Source organism: Streptomyces sp. NPDC058198 (genome assembly GCF_042882605.1).
GTDB lineage: Bacteria > Actinomycetota > Actinomycetes > Streptomycetales > Streptomycetaceae > Streptomyces.
This window is the reverse complement of the sequence record NZ_JBHVVP010000002.1, coordinates 57,726-73,334: the sequence shown is the minus strand read 5'-3', so window position 1 is coordinate 73,334 and position 15,609 is coordinate 57,726. Positions and strand designations below refer to the sequence as shown.

Here is a 15,609-nt window from a genome sequence, read left to right as displayed (position 1 = left end):
CACCGGGGCCCATGTCCGCCCCGGACACACGCGCCGCCCCGCTACAAAGCGCCGCGCCGTCCGGGGGGTTTCGCTACTCGCCGGGGTGGGCGAGCTCGATGTCGTGGCCGTCGACCCCGCGGCCGGTGACCGTCAGGGCGCCCGCCACCGGCGGGTATCCGGTCGCGATGACCGTGTAGTCGCCCGTGTTCAGGTCGGCGAAGGCGTACGCGCCGTCCTCCCCGGTCGTCGCCGTGGCGACCACGTTCCCGGCCGCGTCCATCAGCGTGACGCGGGCGTCGGGCGCGGGGCGCCGGGCGGCGCCCGCCCTGACGGTGCCCTGGAGCAGGGCGCCGGACTGCAGGACGGCCTCGATACGGGTGACCCCGTGGCCGCCGATCTCCACCGGCAGGGCCAGCGGCCGGAAGCCGGCGGCGTTCACCGCGACGGTCACCGAGCCGGGGATCAGCTCACCGAAGGCGAACTCACCCTGCTCGACGGACTTCCCGGTGGCCAGCACATCGCCGCGCACATCGGTCACGATCACCATCGCGCCCTCGATCGGCAGCCCGGTGTCCGCGCTGCGTACGGATCCGGTGAGGCCGCTCGTACCGGAGAGCAGGATGTCGTACCCGAGCGGCCCGTCACCGACGACCACCGTGGAGGCCTGCGGCTGGAAGCCGTCGGCGGAGGCGATCAGGACGTACGAGCCGGAGCCCGGCGCGTCCAGGACGTAGCCGCCGTCGGGCTGGGCGACCGAGCGGGCCAGCTGGCGCCCGGCCAGGGAGATCAGGGTGACGGCCGCGCCGGGCACGGCCGTGCCCTCGGAGCCGAGCACCACACCTCGTACGGCGATGCCTTGGATCGCTGTGGCCTGTGTCGCCGCCAGGGACATCGCCCCCAGGGGCTCTGGCCCACCGGCCTGGGCCGGTATCGCGGCAGTCATCGCGGGCGCCGGAACAGCGGTCCCGGCGGCAGTCCCGGCAGCCATCCCGACCGCCGCGGTGGCCCCTGCGGATACGGGAACGGCGGTCTCCGCCGTCTCACCGCCGGCCCGCGTCTTCAGCGCGACCTCCTTGATGAACAGCGTCAGCAGGAAGGCGAGCAGCGCGGCCGGAGCCGAGTAGAGGAAGACATCGCCGACGCCGTGGCCGTACGCCATCTCCATGACCGTCCGCAGCGGGGCGGGCAGCGTGTCCAGGTCCGGGATGGCGCCGCCGCCGGTGCCGGCGTGGCCCAGGGCCGCGCCCTGCGGGCCGAGATCGGCCAGGCCGTCCTTCACATAGTGGGTGACCCGGTTGCCGAGTACCGCGCCCAGCGCCGAGACCCCGATCGCACCGCCCAGGGAGCGGAAGAAGGTGACGGTGGAGCTGGCGGCGCCGAGATCCTGCGGGGAGACCTGGTTCTGCGTGCACAGGACCAGGTTCTGCATCATCATGCCGACGCCGAGGCCCATCACCGCCATGTAGATCGCCATGTGCCAGTACGGGGTGTCGTACCGGATGGTGCCCAGCAGCCCGAGGCCCGCCGTCACCAGCACACCACCGGTGACCAGCCAGACCTTCCAGCGGCCCGTCTTGGTGATGATCATGCCCGAGACGGTGGAGGAGATGAACAGCCCGCCGATCATCGGGATGGTCATCACACCGGACATCGTCGGCGACTTGTCGCGCGCCAGTTGGAAGTACTGGCTGAAGAAGACCGTGCCCGCGAACATCGCGATACCGACGAAGAGCGAGGCCAGCGAGGCCAGGGTGATCGTACGGTTACGGAAGAGGCGCAGCGGGATGATCGGTTCGCTGGCCTTCGACTCCACGAAGACGAAGATCGCGCCGAGCAGGATCGCCCCGCCGACCATCGCGTATGTCTGCCACGAGACCCAGTCGTACTTGTCACCCGCGAAGGTGACCCAGAGCAGCAGCAGCGAGACGGCCGCGCTGATGAAGAAGGCACCGGACCAGTCGACCTTGACCTGGCGCTTCACGACCGGGAGCTTCAGGGTCTTCTGGAGAACGATCAGGGCGATGACGGCGAACGGGACGCCGACGTAGAAGCACCAGCGCCAGCCCAGCCACGAGGTGTCGGTGATGACACCGCCGAGCAGCGGGCCGCCGACGGTGGCGACGGCGAAGGTCGCACCGAGGTAGCCGCTGTACCTGCCCCGCTCGCGCGGGGCGATCATGGCGGCCATCACGATCTGGGCGAGAGCGGAGAGACCGCCGACGCCGATGCCCTGGAACACCCGGCAGGCGATCAGCATCTCGGCGTTCACCGAGAGGCCGGCCACGATCGAACCCGTCACATAGATGATCAGGGATATCTGGACCAGGAGCTTCTTGCTGAAGAGGTCGGAGAGCTTGCCCCACAGCGGAGTGGTCGCCGTCATCGCCAGCAGCGACGCGGTCACCACCCAGGTGTAGGCGCTCTGGCCGCCGCCGAGGTCGGAGATGATCTCGGGCAGCGCGTTGGAGACGATCGTCGACGAGAGGATCGCGACGAACATGCCCAGAAGCAGCCCGGAGAGCGCCTCCATGATCTGACGGTGTGTCATCGGCGCGCCGGTCGCGGAAGCGGGGTCGCCCCCGTGCTTGGCGTGGCCGCCCCGCACACCCGTTGGTGTGGTCGTAGCCATTGAATTCCTTGTCTTACGTCTCTTGCCGCATGGGTGTACGGGAGTACGAATCTTCGTAGCGCCAGTCCCGGCAGTCGCCGAAACTGCCGCGCAGCCGCTCCAGCATCGTGCTGAGCTGGCCGACCTCGTCGTCGGTCCAGTCGTCGAGCGTGCGCGCGAACATCTCGGTCGTCCGCCGGACGAGCTCGTCGAGCAGGTCCTGTCCCGTCGGCGTGAGCCGCAGGATGCGCGAGCGTTTGTCGGCGGGGTCGGGGGACCGCTCTATCCAGCCGCGTTCCGCGGTGTGTGCGACATGTCTGCTGGTCACCGACATGTCGACGGCGAGCAGCTCCGCGAGGCGGCTCATCCGCATCTCGCCGTGGCGCTCCAGCAGGGTCAGCACGGCGGCCGAGCCGGCCGGGCACTCGGCGGGCAGGATGCGCGCCAGGCCTCGTTTGACGACGCCGACGGCGCTGAGCTGTCGGGCCAGTTCCGCGTACTGACTCCGTGCTGCGGCCATGGGCCCTCCCGACATCTTGTTGCTTAGGGCAACCATAGAACCATAGAAGCTGTTGGTTGCTGCAGGCAAACGAAATCGGGCCGAGCGGAGTAAAGGAACCCAAAAGGCTTCGCATGGACGGGGTCAATGCCTCGCGCGGGAGGGTGCGGGATGGTGTGTGAGGGGCGCGGGGGGACGCAGGAGAGTCGCGGGAGGGCGCCTGGCCTGGGTGGCGAGGACGACCGGCCCCGATTTGTGGCGGTTAGGGGGAGGCGGGGGTAGGCCCGGGGTTGGGCTGGATCCCCGCGTTCGCTAGGGTCCTGCCCCATGGCACACAACCCCCATGCCCCGCAGGGCCCCGAGGGCAATCCCGACCCCGCGGGCAGCACCCAGATGTTCCGTGCGTTTGTCGACGACGGCGAGCCGCAGCGCCGACAGGCGCCTCCGCAGAGCGGACCGAAGGTCGGACTGATCGTCGGCGTCGTCGCGGTCGTCGTGATCCTGGCCGTGGTGGCCTGGCTGGCCTTCGCCTGATCCCCTCTGCTTGACCTCCTTCGCCTCATGCCCTTCGCCTGATGCCCTTCGGAACCCCGCCCGGGAGCACGCACGATGGGCGGGGTCCGCGGGGGTGTTGGAGCGCCAGGCGCCCGGCGCTGAGGCACCCGGCGGCGGCCTCAGGCCTGGGCCGCGTACCGCCAGAAATCCCGCATCAGAGCGGGCGGGGTCGGTCCGGCCATTGCCAGCTGGCTCAGCAGGATGGCCACCGCGCCGGTGGACGCGGTGATGTGCGCTGCCGTTCCTGTGCCACCGACCCAGCCGTAGCGTCCCGGCACATTCCAGGGATCGATGGCCGCGACGTCGACCGAACCGCCGAAACCCCATCCCTGGCCCTCCGTGAACAGCCCGCTGGCTTCGCGCTGGGACCGGGTCAGGTGGTCGGTGGTCATCTGTCGCACCGACGCGGCCGACAGCAGCCGACGTCCGTCGACGGCCCCCTCGGCGAGCAGCATCCGGGCGAAGGAGTGCCAGTCGTCGACGGTCGAGACCAGCCCGCCGGCGCCGGACGGGAACGCCGGCAGGCTGCTCCAACCTCCGTCGGGAGTGTCGACCAGCTCGATACCTCCCTCGGGAAGGGGCCGGTAGTAGCTGGTGAACCGGTCGAGCTTGGCGGCCGGCACCGCGAATCCGGTGTCGACCATGCTGAGCGGCTCGAACAGCCGCTCAGCCAGGAACTCGGGCAACGGACGGCCTGAGACCCTCGCGATCAGCACGCCGAGGATGTCGGAGCAGGTGTTGTACAGCCAGACGTCGCCCGGCTGGTGCAGCAGCGGAATACGGGACAGCGTCGCCATCCACTCGTCCGGCGCCGCGACATGCTGCGGCTGCGGTGGCCCTTGGCGCAGCTCGCTGAACAACAGTTGGATCACCGGCAGCGAGAAGTCGGACGGGAAGCCGTACCCGGCGCGGAAGGTGAGCAGATCGACCACGGTGATCGCCCGGGCAGCAGGGACCACGTCGTCGACCGGTCCGGCCGGCGTGCGGAGGACGGTCGGCGACGCCAGCTCCGGCAGCCATCGGTCGACCGGGTCGTCCAGCGCGATCAGGCCGTCCTCGACCAGCATCATCACCGCCGCGGCGGTGACGGGTTTGGTGATCGAAGCGATGCGGAAGATCGAATCCCTGGCCATCGGGGAGGAGCCGTCGACGTCGACAGAGCCGACGGCCTCCACCTCGATCCGGTCCCCGCGAGCCACCAGGCCCACCGCTCCCGGCACCGGTCCGTTGCTGACGTGCTGATCCAGGATGTCGCGCAGGTTCGTCATCGGTCCGCCTTTTCGACGCGTGTGCTGTCGGAAGGAAGACCGCGCGAGCGGCGCGAAATCATCGGGCCGGCGCCGCTGGATCCGCCCAGATCCGCCACGGCTCACGCAGGCGCGGCCGCCGGGCCGAGACCGGTCACCAACGCGCGCGCCGGTGAGCGGAGTTGGGCAGGCGGGGCTCCCGCCTGCCGAGCACGAGCCGGTCACAGCTTGCTGGCCACGGGACTAGTCCGAGATCAGCCCCTCCCGCAGCTGCGCGAGCGTACGGGTCAGCAGCCGCGAGACATGCATCTGCGAGATGCCGACCTCCTCGCCGATCTGCGACTGGGTCATGTTCGCGAAGAACCGGAGCATGATGATCTGCCGCTCGCGGGGCGGGAGTTTGGCGAGGAGCGGCTTGAGCGACTCGCGGTACTCGACGCCCTCCAGCGCCATGTCCTCGTAGCCCAGCCGGTCCGCGAGCGAGCCCTCCCCGCCGTCGTCCTCCGGCGAGGGCGAGTCGAGCGAGGAGGCGGTGTATGCGTTGCCGACGGCCAGACCGTCGACCACGTCCTCCTCCGACACGCCCAGTACGGCGGCGAGTTCGGGGACGGTCGGCGAGCGGTCGAGCTTCTGCGCCAGCTCGTCGCTGGCCTTGGTCAGCGCGAGGCGCAGCTCCTGGAGCCGGCGCGGCACGCGCACCGACCACGAGGTGTCCCGGAAGAAGCGCTTGATCTCGCCGACGACGGTCGGCATCGCGAACGTCGGGAATTCCACGCCCCGTTCGCAGTCGAACCGGTCGATCGCCTTGATCAGGCCGATCGTGCCGACCTGGACGATGTCCTCCATCGGCTCGTTGCGGCTGCGGAACCGGGCCGCGGCATAGCGCACCAGCGGCAGATTCAGCTCGATGAGGGTGTCACGTACATAGGTGCGCTCGGGGCTGTCCTGGTCGAGCACGGCTAGCCGCAGGAACAGGGAGCGGGACAGAGTGCGGGTGTCGATGGCTTCCGGCTGGGACACGCGTGGCTGAACCACGTGGTCGAGAGCATCGGGCGCGGGAGCGCTCTTCGTGAGCGTGAGCACCTTCGAGCTGCCCTGTTCTACGGACATGCCACCCCCTTAAGGTCGCGGACGGTCGCGTCGGCCGCTCCCGTCGGAGGAACGCAGCCTCCACCTGAATACCGGAGGTGGGGCTGCGGCAAACGCGGTTCCAGCAGAATGTCACATGTCGGCAACACGCTGTAGTGACATGTCGACAAGTGGGAGCTGCATCCGCCCAGGAAAGGGAGGGTGTGGGGCTTTTCGGCGGGGGAGGTGGGACCGGAGTGGATTTGCTCGTGGTTTGCCCGGGAGGGTTACGCCTCGATCCGATTTGCGGATCTCAGTCGGGCGAAACTTCTGGCCAGGAGTCTTGACACGTGCATCTGGGAAACGCCCAGTTCCTGACTGATCTGTGACTGCGTCAGGTTGTTGTAATAGCGCAGCATCAGGATCCGCTGCTCTCTTTCGGGCAGTTGTACGAGCAGATGGCGGACCAGATCGCGGTGTTCGACCCCGGCCAGGGCGGGGTCCTCGTAGCCGAGCCGGTCCAGCAGGCCGGGGAGCCCGTCGCCTTCCTGGGCGGCCTCCAGTGAGGTCGCGTGGTACGAACGCCCCGCCTCGATGCAGGCCAGTACCTCTTCTTCGGAGATCTTCAGCCGCTCGGCGATCTCGGCGGTCGTCGGGGAGCGGCCATGGGCGGTCGTCAGGTCCTCTGTCGCACCGGTGACCTGGACCCACAGCTCATGCAGCCGGCGCGGCACGTGGACCGTCCGTACGTTGTCGCGGAAGTACCGCTTGATCTCGCCGACGACCGTCGGCATCGCGAACGTCGGGAACTGCACCCCGCGGTCCGGGTCGAACCGGTCGATGGCGTTGATCAGGCCGATCGTGCCGACCTGGACGACATCCTCCATCGGCTCGTTGCGGCTGCGGAACCGGGCGGCGGCGTAGCGGACGAGCGGCAGGTTCGCCTCGATGAGCGCTCCGCGCACCCGGGTGTGCTCCTGGCTGCCCGGCTCCAGCTCCTTCAGCTCGGCGAACAGCACCTGCGTCAGCGCCCTGGTGTCCGCTCCCCGGCTCTGGGTCGCGGGGCGGGGTTCGGTCTCGATCTGGGGCGGCACCTGAGGCGTAGTACTGGCCGGCACGGTCACGCCACCCCTTAGCGGTCGACTACGGTCAACTCATCCGTCAAAAGCGGTCATAGCATCACAAGACATGTCCACTGTGTGCAAGCACCAGATAACACCGTGTTGACGGCAAGTTGGGGCATTAAGCCCAAAAACCCCACACCCGAGGGGTGTGGGGCAGGGGGAGCGGAGGGCTCAGAACTCGTAGTCGGCGATCACCCAGGTGGCGAATTCTCGCCACTGGCCGACGCCCGCCTGATGGGCCGGGTGGTCGAGGTAGCGCTGCAGCGCATCCCGGTCGGCGACGGCGGAGTTGATGGCGAAGTCATAGGCGATCGGCCGGTCGCTGATGTTCCAGGCGCACTCCCAGAACTCCAGCTCGGGCACCTGTCCGCCGAGCTCGGCGAAGGCCCGCGCACCGGCGATCACACGCGGCTCGTCGCGCGAGACGCCCTCATTGAGCTTGAAGAGGACCAGGTGGCGGATCACGGGCACTCCTTGGGGGACGATCCTGGCTGTCGGCCGAGCGGCCCGGCCAGTTGCCGAGCGTCCGGGCTAGTTAATGAGCTCGGACATGAACTGGCCGACGCCCTGAGCGGCGCTCGAAATGCCCTCGAACCCTACCTGGACAAGATCAGCGGCCCGGGCAGGCGACGTGATGATCGTGTACAGCACGAAGACAGCGAGCGCATAGAGCACGACTTTTCTCACTTGCCCCATCAGCCGCTTCCTCCCCTGCGTCTCCAGTGCGGTCGCGAGAGTCTAACCATATGAACGCCACCGCCTGGAGGCCGTTCACGCGTTGATCCACCTTTGTGCGGGCTTGCGGGCCCGGTTCCTGTCCCGGGGGGAGCGGCCTGTCCCCTTGACGCCGCTCTCCCCCCAAGGTGCTGCGACGTCAGACGAGAACGATGTTCTCCGCGTACGGGGCTTCGAGCCCCGGTGTGACCTCGAATTCCACCTTCTGGCCTGTCCGTAGCCCCGGGAGGCTTCGGTCGGCGATGTTCGAGTAGTGGGCGAACACGTCGGCGCCCCCGTCTGACTGCTCGATGAACCCGAAACCCTTTGCCGGGTTGAACCACTTCACGGTGCCGGCAGCCATGTCGTACCTCCTCAAGGAAGTGCTCAGGAGCTCGCACCGTGCGAGCCTCTCTGTCCTGCGTAGCCCGTTACGCGGCTGTCGTGGCTCCGAGGAGCGCGGCCGCGGTCTGCAACGGGGTGAGGGTGGGGGCGGGCGCGAGGGTGGGGGCGGAGCGGCAGGTGAAGCCGAGGCGGGTCAGTGCCCGGGTCACTTCCCCGGCGGTGAAGTCGCGACGGTCCTGGCGGGTGATGACTTCACCGACCTGCTTGACCGGGTAGTGGCGGCGGCCGATGATCACGGACTCGCCCGTGATGGGCTCCGGTTTGATGCCCTTCATGGATGCCTGCACGTCGTTCTTGACGAGGTCGAAGGGGAAGCGGGCGATGACGCAGCGCATAGTGCCTCAACAGGATCGAGAAGAAGGCCGGCAGCGGATCGCGGACCGGCGGCGGATCAGCGGGAGAGAACGCGGACGCCACGTCGTGGCGGGATGAACCAACGGCCCGGACGTATCCGTCCGGGCCGTGCTCAGGTCACCCGACAGGCTCTCAGGCCGCGGTGCCGAGCGAGGAACGTCGCTGGGACGAGACCGCGGAGCGTCGGGCCTGGCCGGGGCGGCTACGCCGCCCGCGCGAGGAAGAACCGTCGCGCTTGGGGCGTTCGGTGACCGGTGCGCTGATGGTGACGGGGACTCCGGTGGGGGCCTGGGCGCCGGTGATGCGGCTGAGTTCGGCCTCGCCGGAGCGGACCTGGGTGGTCTGCGGGGTGATCCCGGCGTCGGCCATCAGACGGCTCATGTCGCGGCGCTGGTTGGGCAGGACCAACGTGACCACGCTGCCGGACTCGCCGGCGCGGGCGGTGCGGCCGCCGCGGTGCAGGTAGTCCTTGTGGTCGCTGGGCGGGTCGACGTTGACCACGAGGTCCAGGTTGTCGACGTGAATGCCCCGGGCCGCGACATTGGTGGCCACCAGCACCGTGACATGACCCGTCTTGAACTGGGCCAGCGTCCGGGTGCGCTGGGGCTGGGACTTGCCGCCGTGCAGCGCCGCGGCACGTACCCCGCTGTTCAGCAGGTGCTCGGTGAGCCGGTCGACGGCGTGCTTGGTGTCCAGGAACATGAGGACCCGGCCGTCACGGGCCGCGATCTCCGTCGTCGTCGCGTACTTGTCCGCGCCGTGCACATGCAGCACATGGTGCTCCATCGTGGTCACAGCACCCGCGGACGGGTCCACCGAATGGACCACCGGGTCGTGCAGGTAACGGCGCACCAACAGGTCGACATTACGGTCGAGGGTGGCCGAGAACAGCATCCGCTGCCCCTCCGGCCGCACCTGATCGAGCAGGGCCGTGACCTGCGGCATGAAACCCATGTCCGCCATCTGATCGGCCTCGTCCAGCACCGTGATGGCAACCCGGTCCAGCCGGCAGTCACCCCGCTCGATGAGATCCTTCAGCCGCCCCGGCGTCGCGACAACGATCTCGGCCCCGCCACGCAGCACACTGGCCTGCCGCCCGATCGACATACCACCCACCACCGTCGCCAGCCGCAGCTTCAGCGACCGGGCATACGGCGTCAGCGCATCGGTGACCTGCTGCGCCAGCTCCCGCGTCGGAACCAGCACCAGAGCCACCGGCTGCCTCGGCTGCGCACGCTGCCCCGCCGTACGGACCAGCAGACCCAACCCGAAAGCCAGCGTCTTACCCGACCCCGTACGCCCCCGCCCCAGCACATCCCGGCCCGCCAGCGAATTCGGCAATGTCGCCGCCTGAATCGGGAACGGCACGGTCACGCCCTCGGCGGTGAGAGTGGCCAGCAGCTCTGCCGGCATGCCCAGCTCGGCGAAGGACGCGACGGCGGGCAGGGCCGGGGTGATGGTGACCGGAAGGGCGAACTCTCCTTGCAGCGCGGCGGGACGTCGTCCGTAACCGCCGGAGCGGCCGGAGGCTCCCGAACGGCCCTGTCCAGCCGAGCGGCCCGAGGCCTGGGCGCCGAAGCGGCCACCCCGGCCGGAGCCACCGGAGCCCCCGTAGCCGCCAGAGCCGGCGGACCCGCCGGTACGAGTGCGGGAATAACGGTCGTTCGAACGTGCTGTGCGGTTCATGCGGAACCTTCCTCGATGCGGCACGTATCGAGGAATTCCCGGCAGCAAGGGGCCGCAGGAGGAATCGCAAGAACGGGCCGAAGAAAACGAAATGAAGCAAGGCCGAATAGGAGACTCGGTGCTTCGAAAAGGGGCGGCGGTCCGCCGGAAAGAATCACGGTCGGGTGTATGCCGTCCCCTGGCCGCTCGTGGAGCCGTCACGGCTCGTGGAGCGCAAAAGACGAACGAGCTGGGGCCCGCACCCCAAGGTGCGGGCCCCAGCTCGTGTACGCGTCAGCGTCAGGCGGGAACGATGTTCTCGGCCTGCGGGCCCTTCTGGCCCTGCGTGACGTCGAAGTTCACCTTCTGGCCCTCCTGCAGCTCGCGGAAGCCGGAGGCGGCGATGTTCGAGTAGTGGGCGAACACGTCAGCGCCGCCACCGTCCTGCTCGATGAAGCCGAAACCCTTTTCCGCGTTGAACCACTTCACGGTGCCAGTAGCCATGTCAATCTCCTTCGGGGCATTACCCGGGGTCCGCACTGTGCGAGCCCCGCGTCGCCGCGATGATTACCCCGTCCGGAAAGCACCGGAAATACAAAAGTGCTCCCACCGGTACAGAGACCAGTGAGGGCACTTGAAGTCTTTGGGAACCACAACTGCAACTGCCATCAACAGTAACACGACCCGAGCGGCCATGCGGGACGACTTTCTGTAATTCAACGTCAAGGCCGCAGAACTCATCACACCGCGCGGTCGCTATTTCTCCACTTGCCGCATCAGATATTTATTTCCGGCAGGGTCCGAGGCGCGAGGTCGGGCGGGCGGCCGGTCGGGCGGCGGGGTTGCATGCCGGGACGCTACCGGCGGAGTTGGGCGTGGACGGTTTTGCCGGGTCCGGGGCCCGGTGTGATGGCCAGGCGGTGGCTGAGCCGGCGGACCATGTGCCAGCCGAAGCCGCCGCTGCCGCCGTTCAGGTCGGGCGCGCGTTCCCGCGGAGGCGTGGGGCTGGGGTCGCTGACGGCGACATGCACGAGGTCGGCTCCGGCGGACAGGACGAGGGTGTATCGGCCACCACCGTGACGCAGTGCGTTGGTGACGAGTTCGGACACCACGAGGACGAGGCTCTCCGCCGTGTCGGAGTCCGGCGCCGGGGCGAGGCCGCCGGTGAACGTGCGGACGATGTCGCGGACGCGGTGGACGCCGACGGCACTGTCTCCCCGCACCACGATCGGTGTGGGGGCTGACCTGCTGGTGCTCTTCGTGTGGTTCATGCGCGTACACCCCACCTGTATCGGTTGTACCGCTCAGGAGGGGAAGGGTGCCCGTTCTTCCGGCGTTCAGACACCCGGGAGTGGCACATTCGATGCAGCTTCCAGTATGCGCGGGTGGCAGAATCCCCGCCTCCGGGCTGACAGAAAATCTGTTGTGGCGGGAGTAGACATGGGTGCCTGCCGAGGTTAATGTTCTGTCCGTAGCCAAGACGGCAAGTGAGGCGCGGCAGAGACGAACTGCCACGCATGCAGGTCCAGCAGGTTGTGGCACGGCAGTGGAGTGGCGGGGCCCGGACGGTACGCAGGGGCCCCGCCACTGACAGCCGGGCCGGCGGCTCAGAGGGGCCGCAAGCAGTCCAGCAGTTCCAGCAGTACGACAGGTAGGCAAGAAGGAACAGGTAGGAAAGAAGGAGGCGGACGCCATCAGGATCGCCCGGGCGAGGTTGTAGCCGCTCGGGTACCGCAGGCCCCGGAATGGAAGGTGGTCCCCGGTCACGCATCCGCGATCCCCGCACCCCGGTCCTCCCAGACGGACGTGCGGAAACGGTAAGTCGGCGCAGCAGTAGGCCGACAGATGGTGTTGTTCCCCCAGGGGCCCTGGTGCCATACGGCACCAGGGCCCCTAGACGCGTCCGACGACGATGCCCGCAAAAGCCCAGCCCACGACGACTATCCCGCCCACCCCATCGGCCGCGCCGTCGGCGAAGCCCAACTGATCGCTCCGCCGAGTTCGGAGGCCGGACCCCGCCGCCACTCCCGCGCCCGCAAGCTCATCGACCAGGTCACGCAACGCGAAAGAGCCAGGGTGAGTCCGACGAGGTGCCGATGGTGGTGTGCCCATGGCGCCGTGCGACGAGCTGCCGGGCGAGCTTGCCAATGGGTTCAGACAGCAGCAGGGGAATGTCGCCCAGCATCAGCGAGGTCTGCGGACCTTCTGTGATCACCGCCGTGACTGGCAGCTGCGAGACGACGGTGAGGGGTTGGGCATAGAGCAGGACGAGGAGCCCGGCGAACCGGTCCTCGACGGCGAGGCCGCTGTCGTGCATGAGGCGGCGGCTGAGCTTCCAGCGATCGTCTTCGTCCGTCGGTCGGACATGGCTCAGCTTCTCGCGGGCCGGGATTTCCAGGCCCTTGCCGATGTGGCGGTTCTTGCGGCACCACTCGACGAAGCCGCGGGCGTCGTAGCGGGTCGCCACCGTCGCACAACTACCGGCCGGCACGGCGCTCACCGTCCGGACGGTGGCCGATGTGTTCCTCGACTCGCTTGGCAACCCGAACACGGTGCGGAGCTAATCGCGGTGGGCAAGACCACCGAGCGGCTCGGCGAGGGCCGTCCGCTGGCGACGGTGGCGGACGACGAGATCGGCGAGGCGCTCGAACTCTTGTGGGGCACCTCGGCGGTCAACACCTGGAACGCGCGCCGCGCGTCGGTGCTGTCCTGGCTGAGCTGGTGCCGCGAGCGCGGCCACGACGCCCCGGCGGTCCCGGTGTGGGCGAAGCGGATGGCGGTGCCGGACTCCCAGACCCCGGCGCGCTCGCGGACGGCGATCGACCGGCTGATCGCGAGGCGCGAGGTCCACCAGATCGCGTGAGCAGCCAGTCACCGAGACATCTCACCGTCACTGTCGGGCTCTCCCACGCGGCCGTGGTCCTGACGGCGAAGCAGGCCGGAGAGATGGACCCGTGGCCGGGAGCGCCGCTGGGGCGGCAGTGGTGGTGGGACAGGGGCCAGGTGATGCTGGAGCCGGGCGTGGCGGAATTGGTAGAACGCTCCGTTCCGGCGCAGTACGCCACGTCGGTGGGCGTCCTCCAGGAAGGCGCTCACGGCCCATGGCAGTCGTCCGGTCAGCGGCAGCCAGCCGCGCGCCAGGATCACCCAGCGGCCCCAGGCGGTCAGCGCGAGCGCGGCCACGAGCGCGCTCCCGAGCCCGGACAGAATCCCGGATCGCAGCCCCACGGCGGGGGTCCACACCACGGTGACGCCCCACATGTGCCGGGGCAGCAGACCCGCCATGACCCAGCTCCCGAGCAGGATCAGAAGCCCGAACACCACTCCGAGCACCAGCGCCTGGCGGAGCACCGTCGCACGGTTGGTGTTCAGCAGACCGGTGGGACTGGTGGCCTCCTGCGTGTCAATGGGCTCCTCGAACCAGGCCGTGGAGCCGAGGACGAGCGCGGCCCCGACCCCGACCACCAAACCCCAGAACCCCGCGTTCAGCACCCTTGCCAGCAGCCAGAACGGCTCCTGGTAGGCCGCCACATTCACCACTCCGGCGAGCAGATTGCCGGTGACCTGGGCAATCGGCCCTACCACGAGCCCTGCCATGAACCGGGGCAGGAACCTCGGGCGAGCCCGCCCGGTCTGCCGGCCGCGAAGGCTCAGCCGTACGCGTGACGGCTGGAAGGCCCCGTCGATGAACCTGGCCACAACCCCGTGCGCGAGTCCGAAGGACAGCCCGGTCATGGACCCGTTGAGCAGCCCGCTCACCAAGACGTCCATGAGCCCGAACCCGCCCAGTCCGTGTACCAGGCAGGACAGGAGTCCGTACACCAGTCCGGTGGCGATCCCGACCAGCACCATGCGCGACGCCAGGGGCACGGTGGTGCCGAGCTGCCACCAGGCCAGATCGGGCGTACGGAACTTGTCGAGATGCCGGGCGAGGAAGCTCAGCCAGCGGTGGGCCTCCTCGCCGCTCCACCTCCGGGTGTCCTCCCCTGGAAGATCGCGGGAGTACACGGCCGGGATGAGGCGTTGCAGGAGGTGCTCCTCCACCGCCGTCCGGTCGGCGAACCGGCGGATCCCTCCCTGTTCGGCGAGCAGTTCCGCGGGCCCGGCCGTGGTGTCCGCGTAGGCGGTACGGGCGAGCCAGGCCATCAAGGGAGTGGACAGTGCCTGGGCCACCGGCCCGCCGGGGGTGCTCTCCACCTCGGCGAACAGGGGATCCCAGCAGCCGGTCCGGGCGGGGACCGTGCTCACCCGCAGATAGGTCCGCAGGTCGGCCGGGTCCAGCGGGCACAGCTCGACCACCGCGGCGGCGGTGAGCACCGTACTCCCCACCGTCCGCTGGTACTCGTCGGCCCGGCAGGTCAGCACCAGCGGTTCGCCCCGTCCCAGCTGCCGGCTCAGGGCTGCCAGCGCTTCCGACCGCGCCTGCGGGGGCATCTCGTCCAGCCCGTCCAGCACCGGCAGCACCTGTCCGGAGGCGATCAGCTCCTGGCCGAGAGTCGCTCCCGACCTCGACCGGGAGCGCAGCGCCGGGTCGTCCTCGGCCAGCCGACGGGCCATCCAGGAGTGCAGAGTCTCCTGGGCGGGATCCCAGGATCCCATGGGGAGGAGAACGGGTACCCGCTCCCCCTCCTGGCGCCGGTCGAGCAGATGCAGCACCAGATTCAGGGCGAGGACGGTCTTGCCCGCGCCCGGTGCGCCGAGAATCACGAGCCGCCGTGACGCCACCCGGTGGAACACAGCGACGATGCTGTCGTCCGCCCGGCCGTCCCCGCCCAGCCGTCCGGACAGATCCACCGGTTCGCCCAGGTCGTGGGTGCCGTTGATCGCCTCCCAATGGTCTGCCACCGGCCGTGCGGTGTTCTCCCATCGCAACGGTATCGGCCATGGCGCCTGCAGCTGGAGGGCCGTCTCCTCCCTGCGCCACTGATCGGCCACCGCGGTGGCCAGTGTCTCGGCGAGCTCCGCCACCGGCTGCGGCTCGTTCGGCTGTCTGGCCATGGAGCCCAGTACGGCGAGGGCTGTGGCCGCCATGAAGAGGACGACCGCGAAGGTGGTGTGCTGTTCCATCCAGGCGATGAACGGCGGCGGGCGCTCCTTCATCCACTCGCCGAGGGGGCCGAAGTAGATCGGCAGCCACATGCCCAGCACCGCCGCCGCCATGAGCAGTAACCGTCGGCGTCGCCCGGGGGGAGGGCCTGAGCGGTTCCTACGCACCCGTCCCTCCGACAGCCGCTCCGCCACTGGCCTGGCCGCCGCCCGGCCGCGGTGGTGCGGCGGCCCGAGCCCGTGTCCCTGCCCGTGGTGTTCGTGCCACGGCCCGGATCCTGGCCGGCGGTCCGGGCCGTGGCCGTCCCGGGGGCTGAGGATCCTTCCGCGCGTCAGAGCCGT

15 protein-coding genes and 1 pseudogene are annotated in these 15,609 nt (G+C 69.2%); 2 read left to right on the top strand and 14 right to left on the bottom strand.

All coding sequences use genetic code 11. The annotated features are described in order from the left end of the window. Nucleotides 1-73 precede the first annotated feature (73 nt). On the bottom strand, nucleotides 74-2,611 hold the full coding sequence (locus ACFVWW_RS08845) for an MFS transporter (RefSeq protein WP_384177997.1): 2,538 nt from the start codon (nucleotides 2,609-2,611) through the stop codon (nucleotides 74-76). 13 nt (nucleotides 2,612-2,624) lie between these two features. Further along, on the bottom strand, nucleotides 2,625-3,110 hold the full coding sequence (locus tag ACFVWW_RS08840; RefSeq protein ID WP_384177994.1) for a MarR family winged helix-turn-helix transcriptional regulator: 486 nt from the start codon (nucleotides 3,108-3,110) through the stop codon (nucleotides 2,625-2,627). Nucleotides 3,111-3,416: 306 nt separating this feature from the next. On the opposite strand from ACFVWW_RS08840, the gene ACFVWW_RS08835 reads away from it, so the two are divergent. Continuing rightward, a complete protein-coding gene (locus ACFVWW_RS08835; RefSeq protein ID WP_384177991.1) occupies nucleotides 3,417-3,623 on the top strand; it encodes a hypothetical protein in 207 nt (68 codons plus the stop codon). Nucleotides 3,624-3,763: 140 nt separating this feature from the next. Here ACFVWW_RS08835 and ACFVWW_RS08830 read toward each other — a convergent pair whose 3' ends face one another. The 11 genes from ACFVWW_RS08830 to ACFVWW_RS08780 form a co-directional block, all read right to left on the bottom strand. Then, entirely contained in the window at nucleotides 3,764-4,912 is a 1,149-nt protein-coding gene (locus ACFVWW_RS08830) for a serine hydrolase domain-containing protein (protein WP_386876896.1), read from the bottom strand. Between the two features lie 222 nt (nucleotides 4,913-5,134). Beyond that, nucleotides 5,135-6,001 carry an RNA polymerase sigma factor SigF gene (locus ACFVWW_RS08825; protein WP_030349953.1) on the bottom strand — a complete coding sequence of 289 codons (867 nt, stop codon included), beginning with the start codon at nucleotides 5,999-6,001 and terminating at the stop codon, nucleotides 5,135-5,137. A 245-nt stretch (nucleotides 6,002-6,246) separates the two neighbouring features. Then, nucleotides 6,247-7,077: an RNA polymerase sigma factor SigF gene (locus ACFVWW_RS08820; protein ID WP_384177984.1), complete on the bottom strand. Its 831-nt coding sequence runs from the start codon at nucleotides 7,075-7,077 to the stop codon at nucleotides 6,247-6,249. Nucleotides 7,078-7,254: 177 nt separating this feature from the next. After that, nucleotides 7,255-7,548 carry a Dabb family protein gene (locus ACFVWW_RS08815; protein ID WP_384177980.1) on the bottom strand — a complete coding sequence of 98 codons (294 nt, stop codon included), beginning with the start codon at nucleotides 7,546-7,548 and terminating at the stop codon, nucleotides 7,255-7,257. 66 nt (nucleotides 7,549-7,614) lie between these two features. Beyond that, nucleotides 7,615-7,779: a hypothetical protein gene (locus ACFVWW_RS08810; protein WP_384177977.1), complete on the bottom strand. Its 165-nt coding sequence runs from the start codon at nucleotides 7,777-7,779 to the stop codon at nucleotides 7,615-7,617. 178 nt (nucleotides 7,780-7,957) lie between these two features. Beyond that, nucleotides 7,958-8,161: a cold-shock protein gene (locus ACFVWW_RS08805; protein ID WP_384177974.1), complete on the bottom strand. Its 204-nt coding sequence runs from the start codon at nucleotides 8,159-8,161 to the stop codon at nucleotides 7,958-7,960. Between the two features lie 67 nt (nucleotides 8,162-8,228). Continuing rightward, complete coding sequence (locus ACFVWW_RS08800) at nucleotides 8,229-8,537, bottom strand: SCO5918 family protein (protein ID WP_386876893.1); 309 nt, start codon at nucleotides 8,535-8,537, stop codon at nucleotides 8,229-8,231. A gap of 151 nt (nucleotides 8,538-8,688) precedes the next feature. Beyond that, nucleotides 8,689-10,242 (bottom strand): DEAD/DEAH box helicase, encoded by a 1,554-nt coding sequence (locus ACFVWW_RS08795; RefSeq protein ID WP_386876891.1) that lies wholly within the window; start codon nucleotides 10,240-10,242, stop codon nucleotides 8,689-8,691. A 279-nt stretch (nucleotides 10,243-10,521) separates the two neighbouring features. Beyond that, nucleotides 10,522-10,725, bottom strand: a complete 204-nt coding sequence (locus tag ACFVWW_RS08790) for a cold-shock protein (RefSeq protein WP_319684733.1) — start codon at nucleotides 10,723-10,725, stop codon at nucleotides 10,522-10,524. A gap of 353 nt (nucleotides 10,726-11,078) precedes the next feature. Next, nucleotides 11,079-11,492 (bottom strand): ATP-binding protein, encoded by a 414-nt coding sequence (locus ACFVWW_RS08785; protein ID WP_386876888.1) that lies wholly within the window; start codon nucleotides 11,490-11,492, stop codon nucleotides 11,079-11,081. A gap of 782 nt (nucleotides 11,493-12,274) precedes the next feature. Continuing rightward, nucleotides 12,275-12,721, bottom strand: coding sequence for a hypothetical protein (locus ACFVWW_RS08780; protein ID WP_386876887.1), 447 nt, complete (start codon nucleotides 12,719-12,721; stop codon nucleotides 12,275-12,277). Nucleotides 12,722-12,731: 10 nt separating this feature from the next. Between ACFVWW_RS08780 and ACFVWW_RS08775 the strand changes: the two are divergent. Next, nucleotides 12,732-13,072 (top strand): annotated as a pseudogene (locus ACFVWW_RS08775) (site-specific integrase); the annotation flags it as partial. Between the two features lie 20 nt (nucleotides 13,073-13,092). Here ACFVWW_RS08775 and ACFVWW_RS08770 read toward each other — a convergent pair. Continuing rightward, the gene (locus ACFVWW_RS08770) at nucleotides 13,093-15,381 is read right to left on the bottom strand and encodes an NACHT domain-containing protein (RefSeq protein WP_386876885.1); all 2,289 of its coding nucleotides are present in this window, start codon (nucleotides 15,379-15,381) and stop codon (nucleotides 13,093-13,095) included. Nucleotides 15,382-15,609: the final 228 nt, after the last annotated feature.

Excerpts from the sequence above, each read along its gene's own strand:
- ACFVWW_RS08845 (WP_384177997.1), bottom strand. The coding sequence starts at position 2,611 with ATGGCTACGACCACACCAACGGGTGTGCGGGGCGGCCACGCCAAGCAC.
- ACFVWW_RS08840 (WP_384177994.1), bottom strand. The coding sequence starts at position 3,110 with ATGGCCGCAGCACGGAGTCAGTACGCGGAACTGGCCCGACAGCTCAGC.
- ACFVWW_RS08835 (WP_384177991.1), top strand. The coding sequence starts at position 3,417 with ATGGCACACAACCCCCATGCCCCGCAGGGCCCCGAGGGCAATCCCGAC.
- ACFVWW_RS08830 (WP_386876896.1), bottom strand. The coding sequence starts at position 4,912 with ATGACGAACCTGCGCGACATCCTGGATCAGCACGTCAGCAACGGACCG.
- ACFVWW_RS08825 (WP_030349953.1), bottom strand. The coding sequence starts at position 6,001 with ATGTCCGTAGAACAGGGCAGCTCGAAGGTGCTCACGCTCACGAAGAGC.
- ACFVWW_RS08810 (WP_384177977.1), bottom strand. The coding sequence starts at position 7,779 with ATGGGGCAAGTGAGAAAAGTCGTGCTCTATGCGCTCGCTGTCTTCGTG.
- ACFVWW_RS08805 (WP_384177974.1), bottom strand. The coding sequence starts at position 8,161 with ATGGCTGCCGGCACCGTGAAGTGGTTCAACCCGGCAAAGGGTTTCGGG.
- ACFVWW_RS08800 (WP_386876893.1), bottom strand. The coding sequence starts at position 8,537 with ATGCGCTGCGTCATCGCCCGCTTCCCCTTCGACCTCGTCAAGAACGAC.
- ACFVWW_RS08795 (WP_386876891.1), bottom strand. The coding sequence starts at position 10,242 with ATGAACCGCACAGCACGTTCGAACGACCGTTATTCCCGCACTCGTACC.
- ACFVWW_RS08790 (WP_319684733.1), bottom strand. The coding sequence starts at position 10,725 with ATGGCTACTGGCACCGTGAAGTGGTTCAACGCGGAAAAGGGTTTCGGC.
- ACFVWW_RS08785 (WP_386876888.1), bottom strand. The coding sequence starts at position 11,492 with ATGAACCACACGAAGAGCACCAGCAGGTCAGCCCCCACACCGATCGTG.
- ACFVWW_RS08770 (WP_386876885.1), bottom strand. The coding sequence starts at position 15,381 with ATGGCGGCGGCGGTGCTGGGCATGTGGCTGCCGATCTACTTCGGCCCC.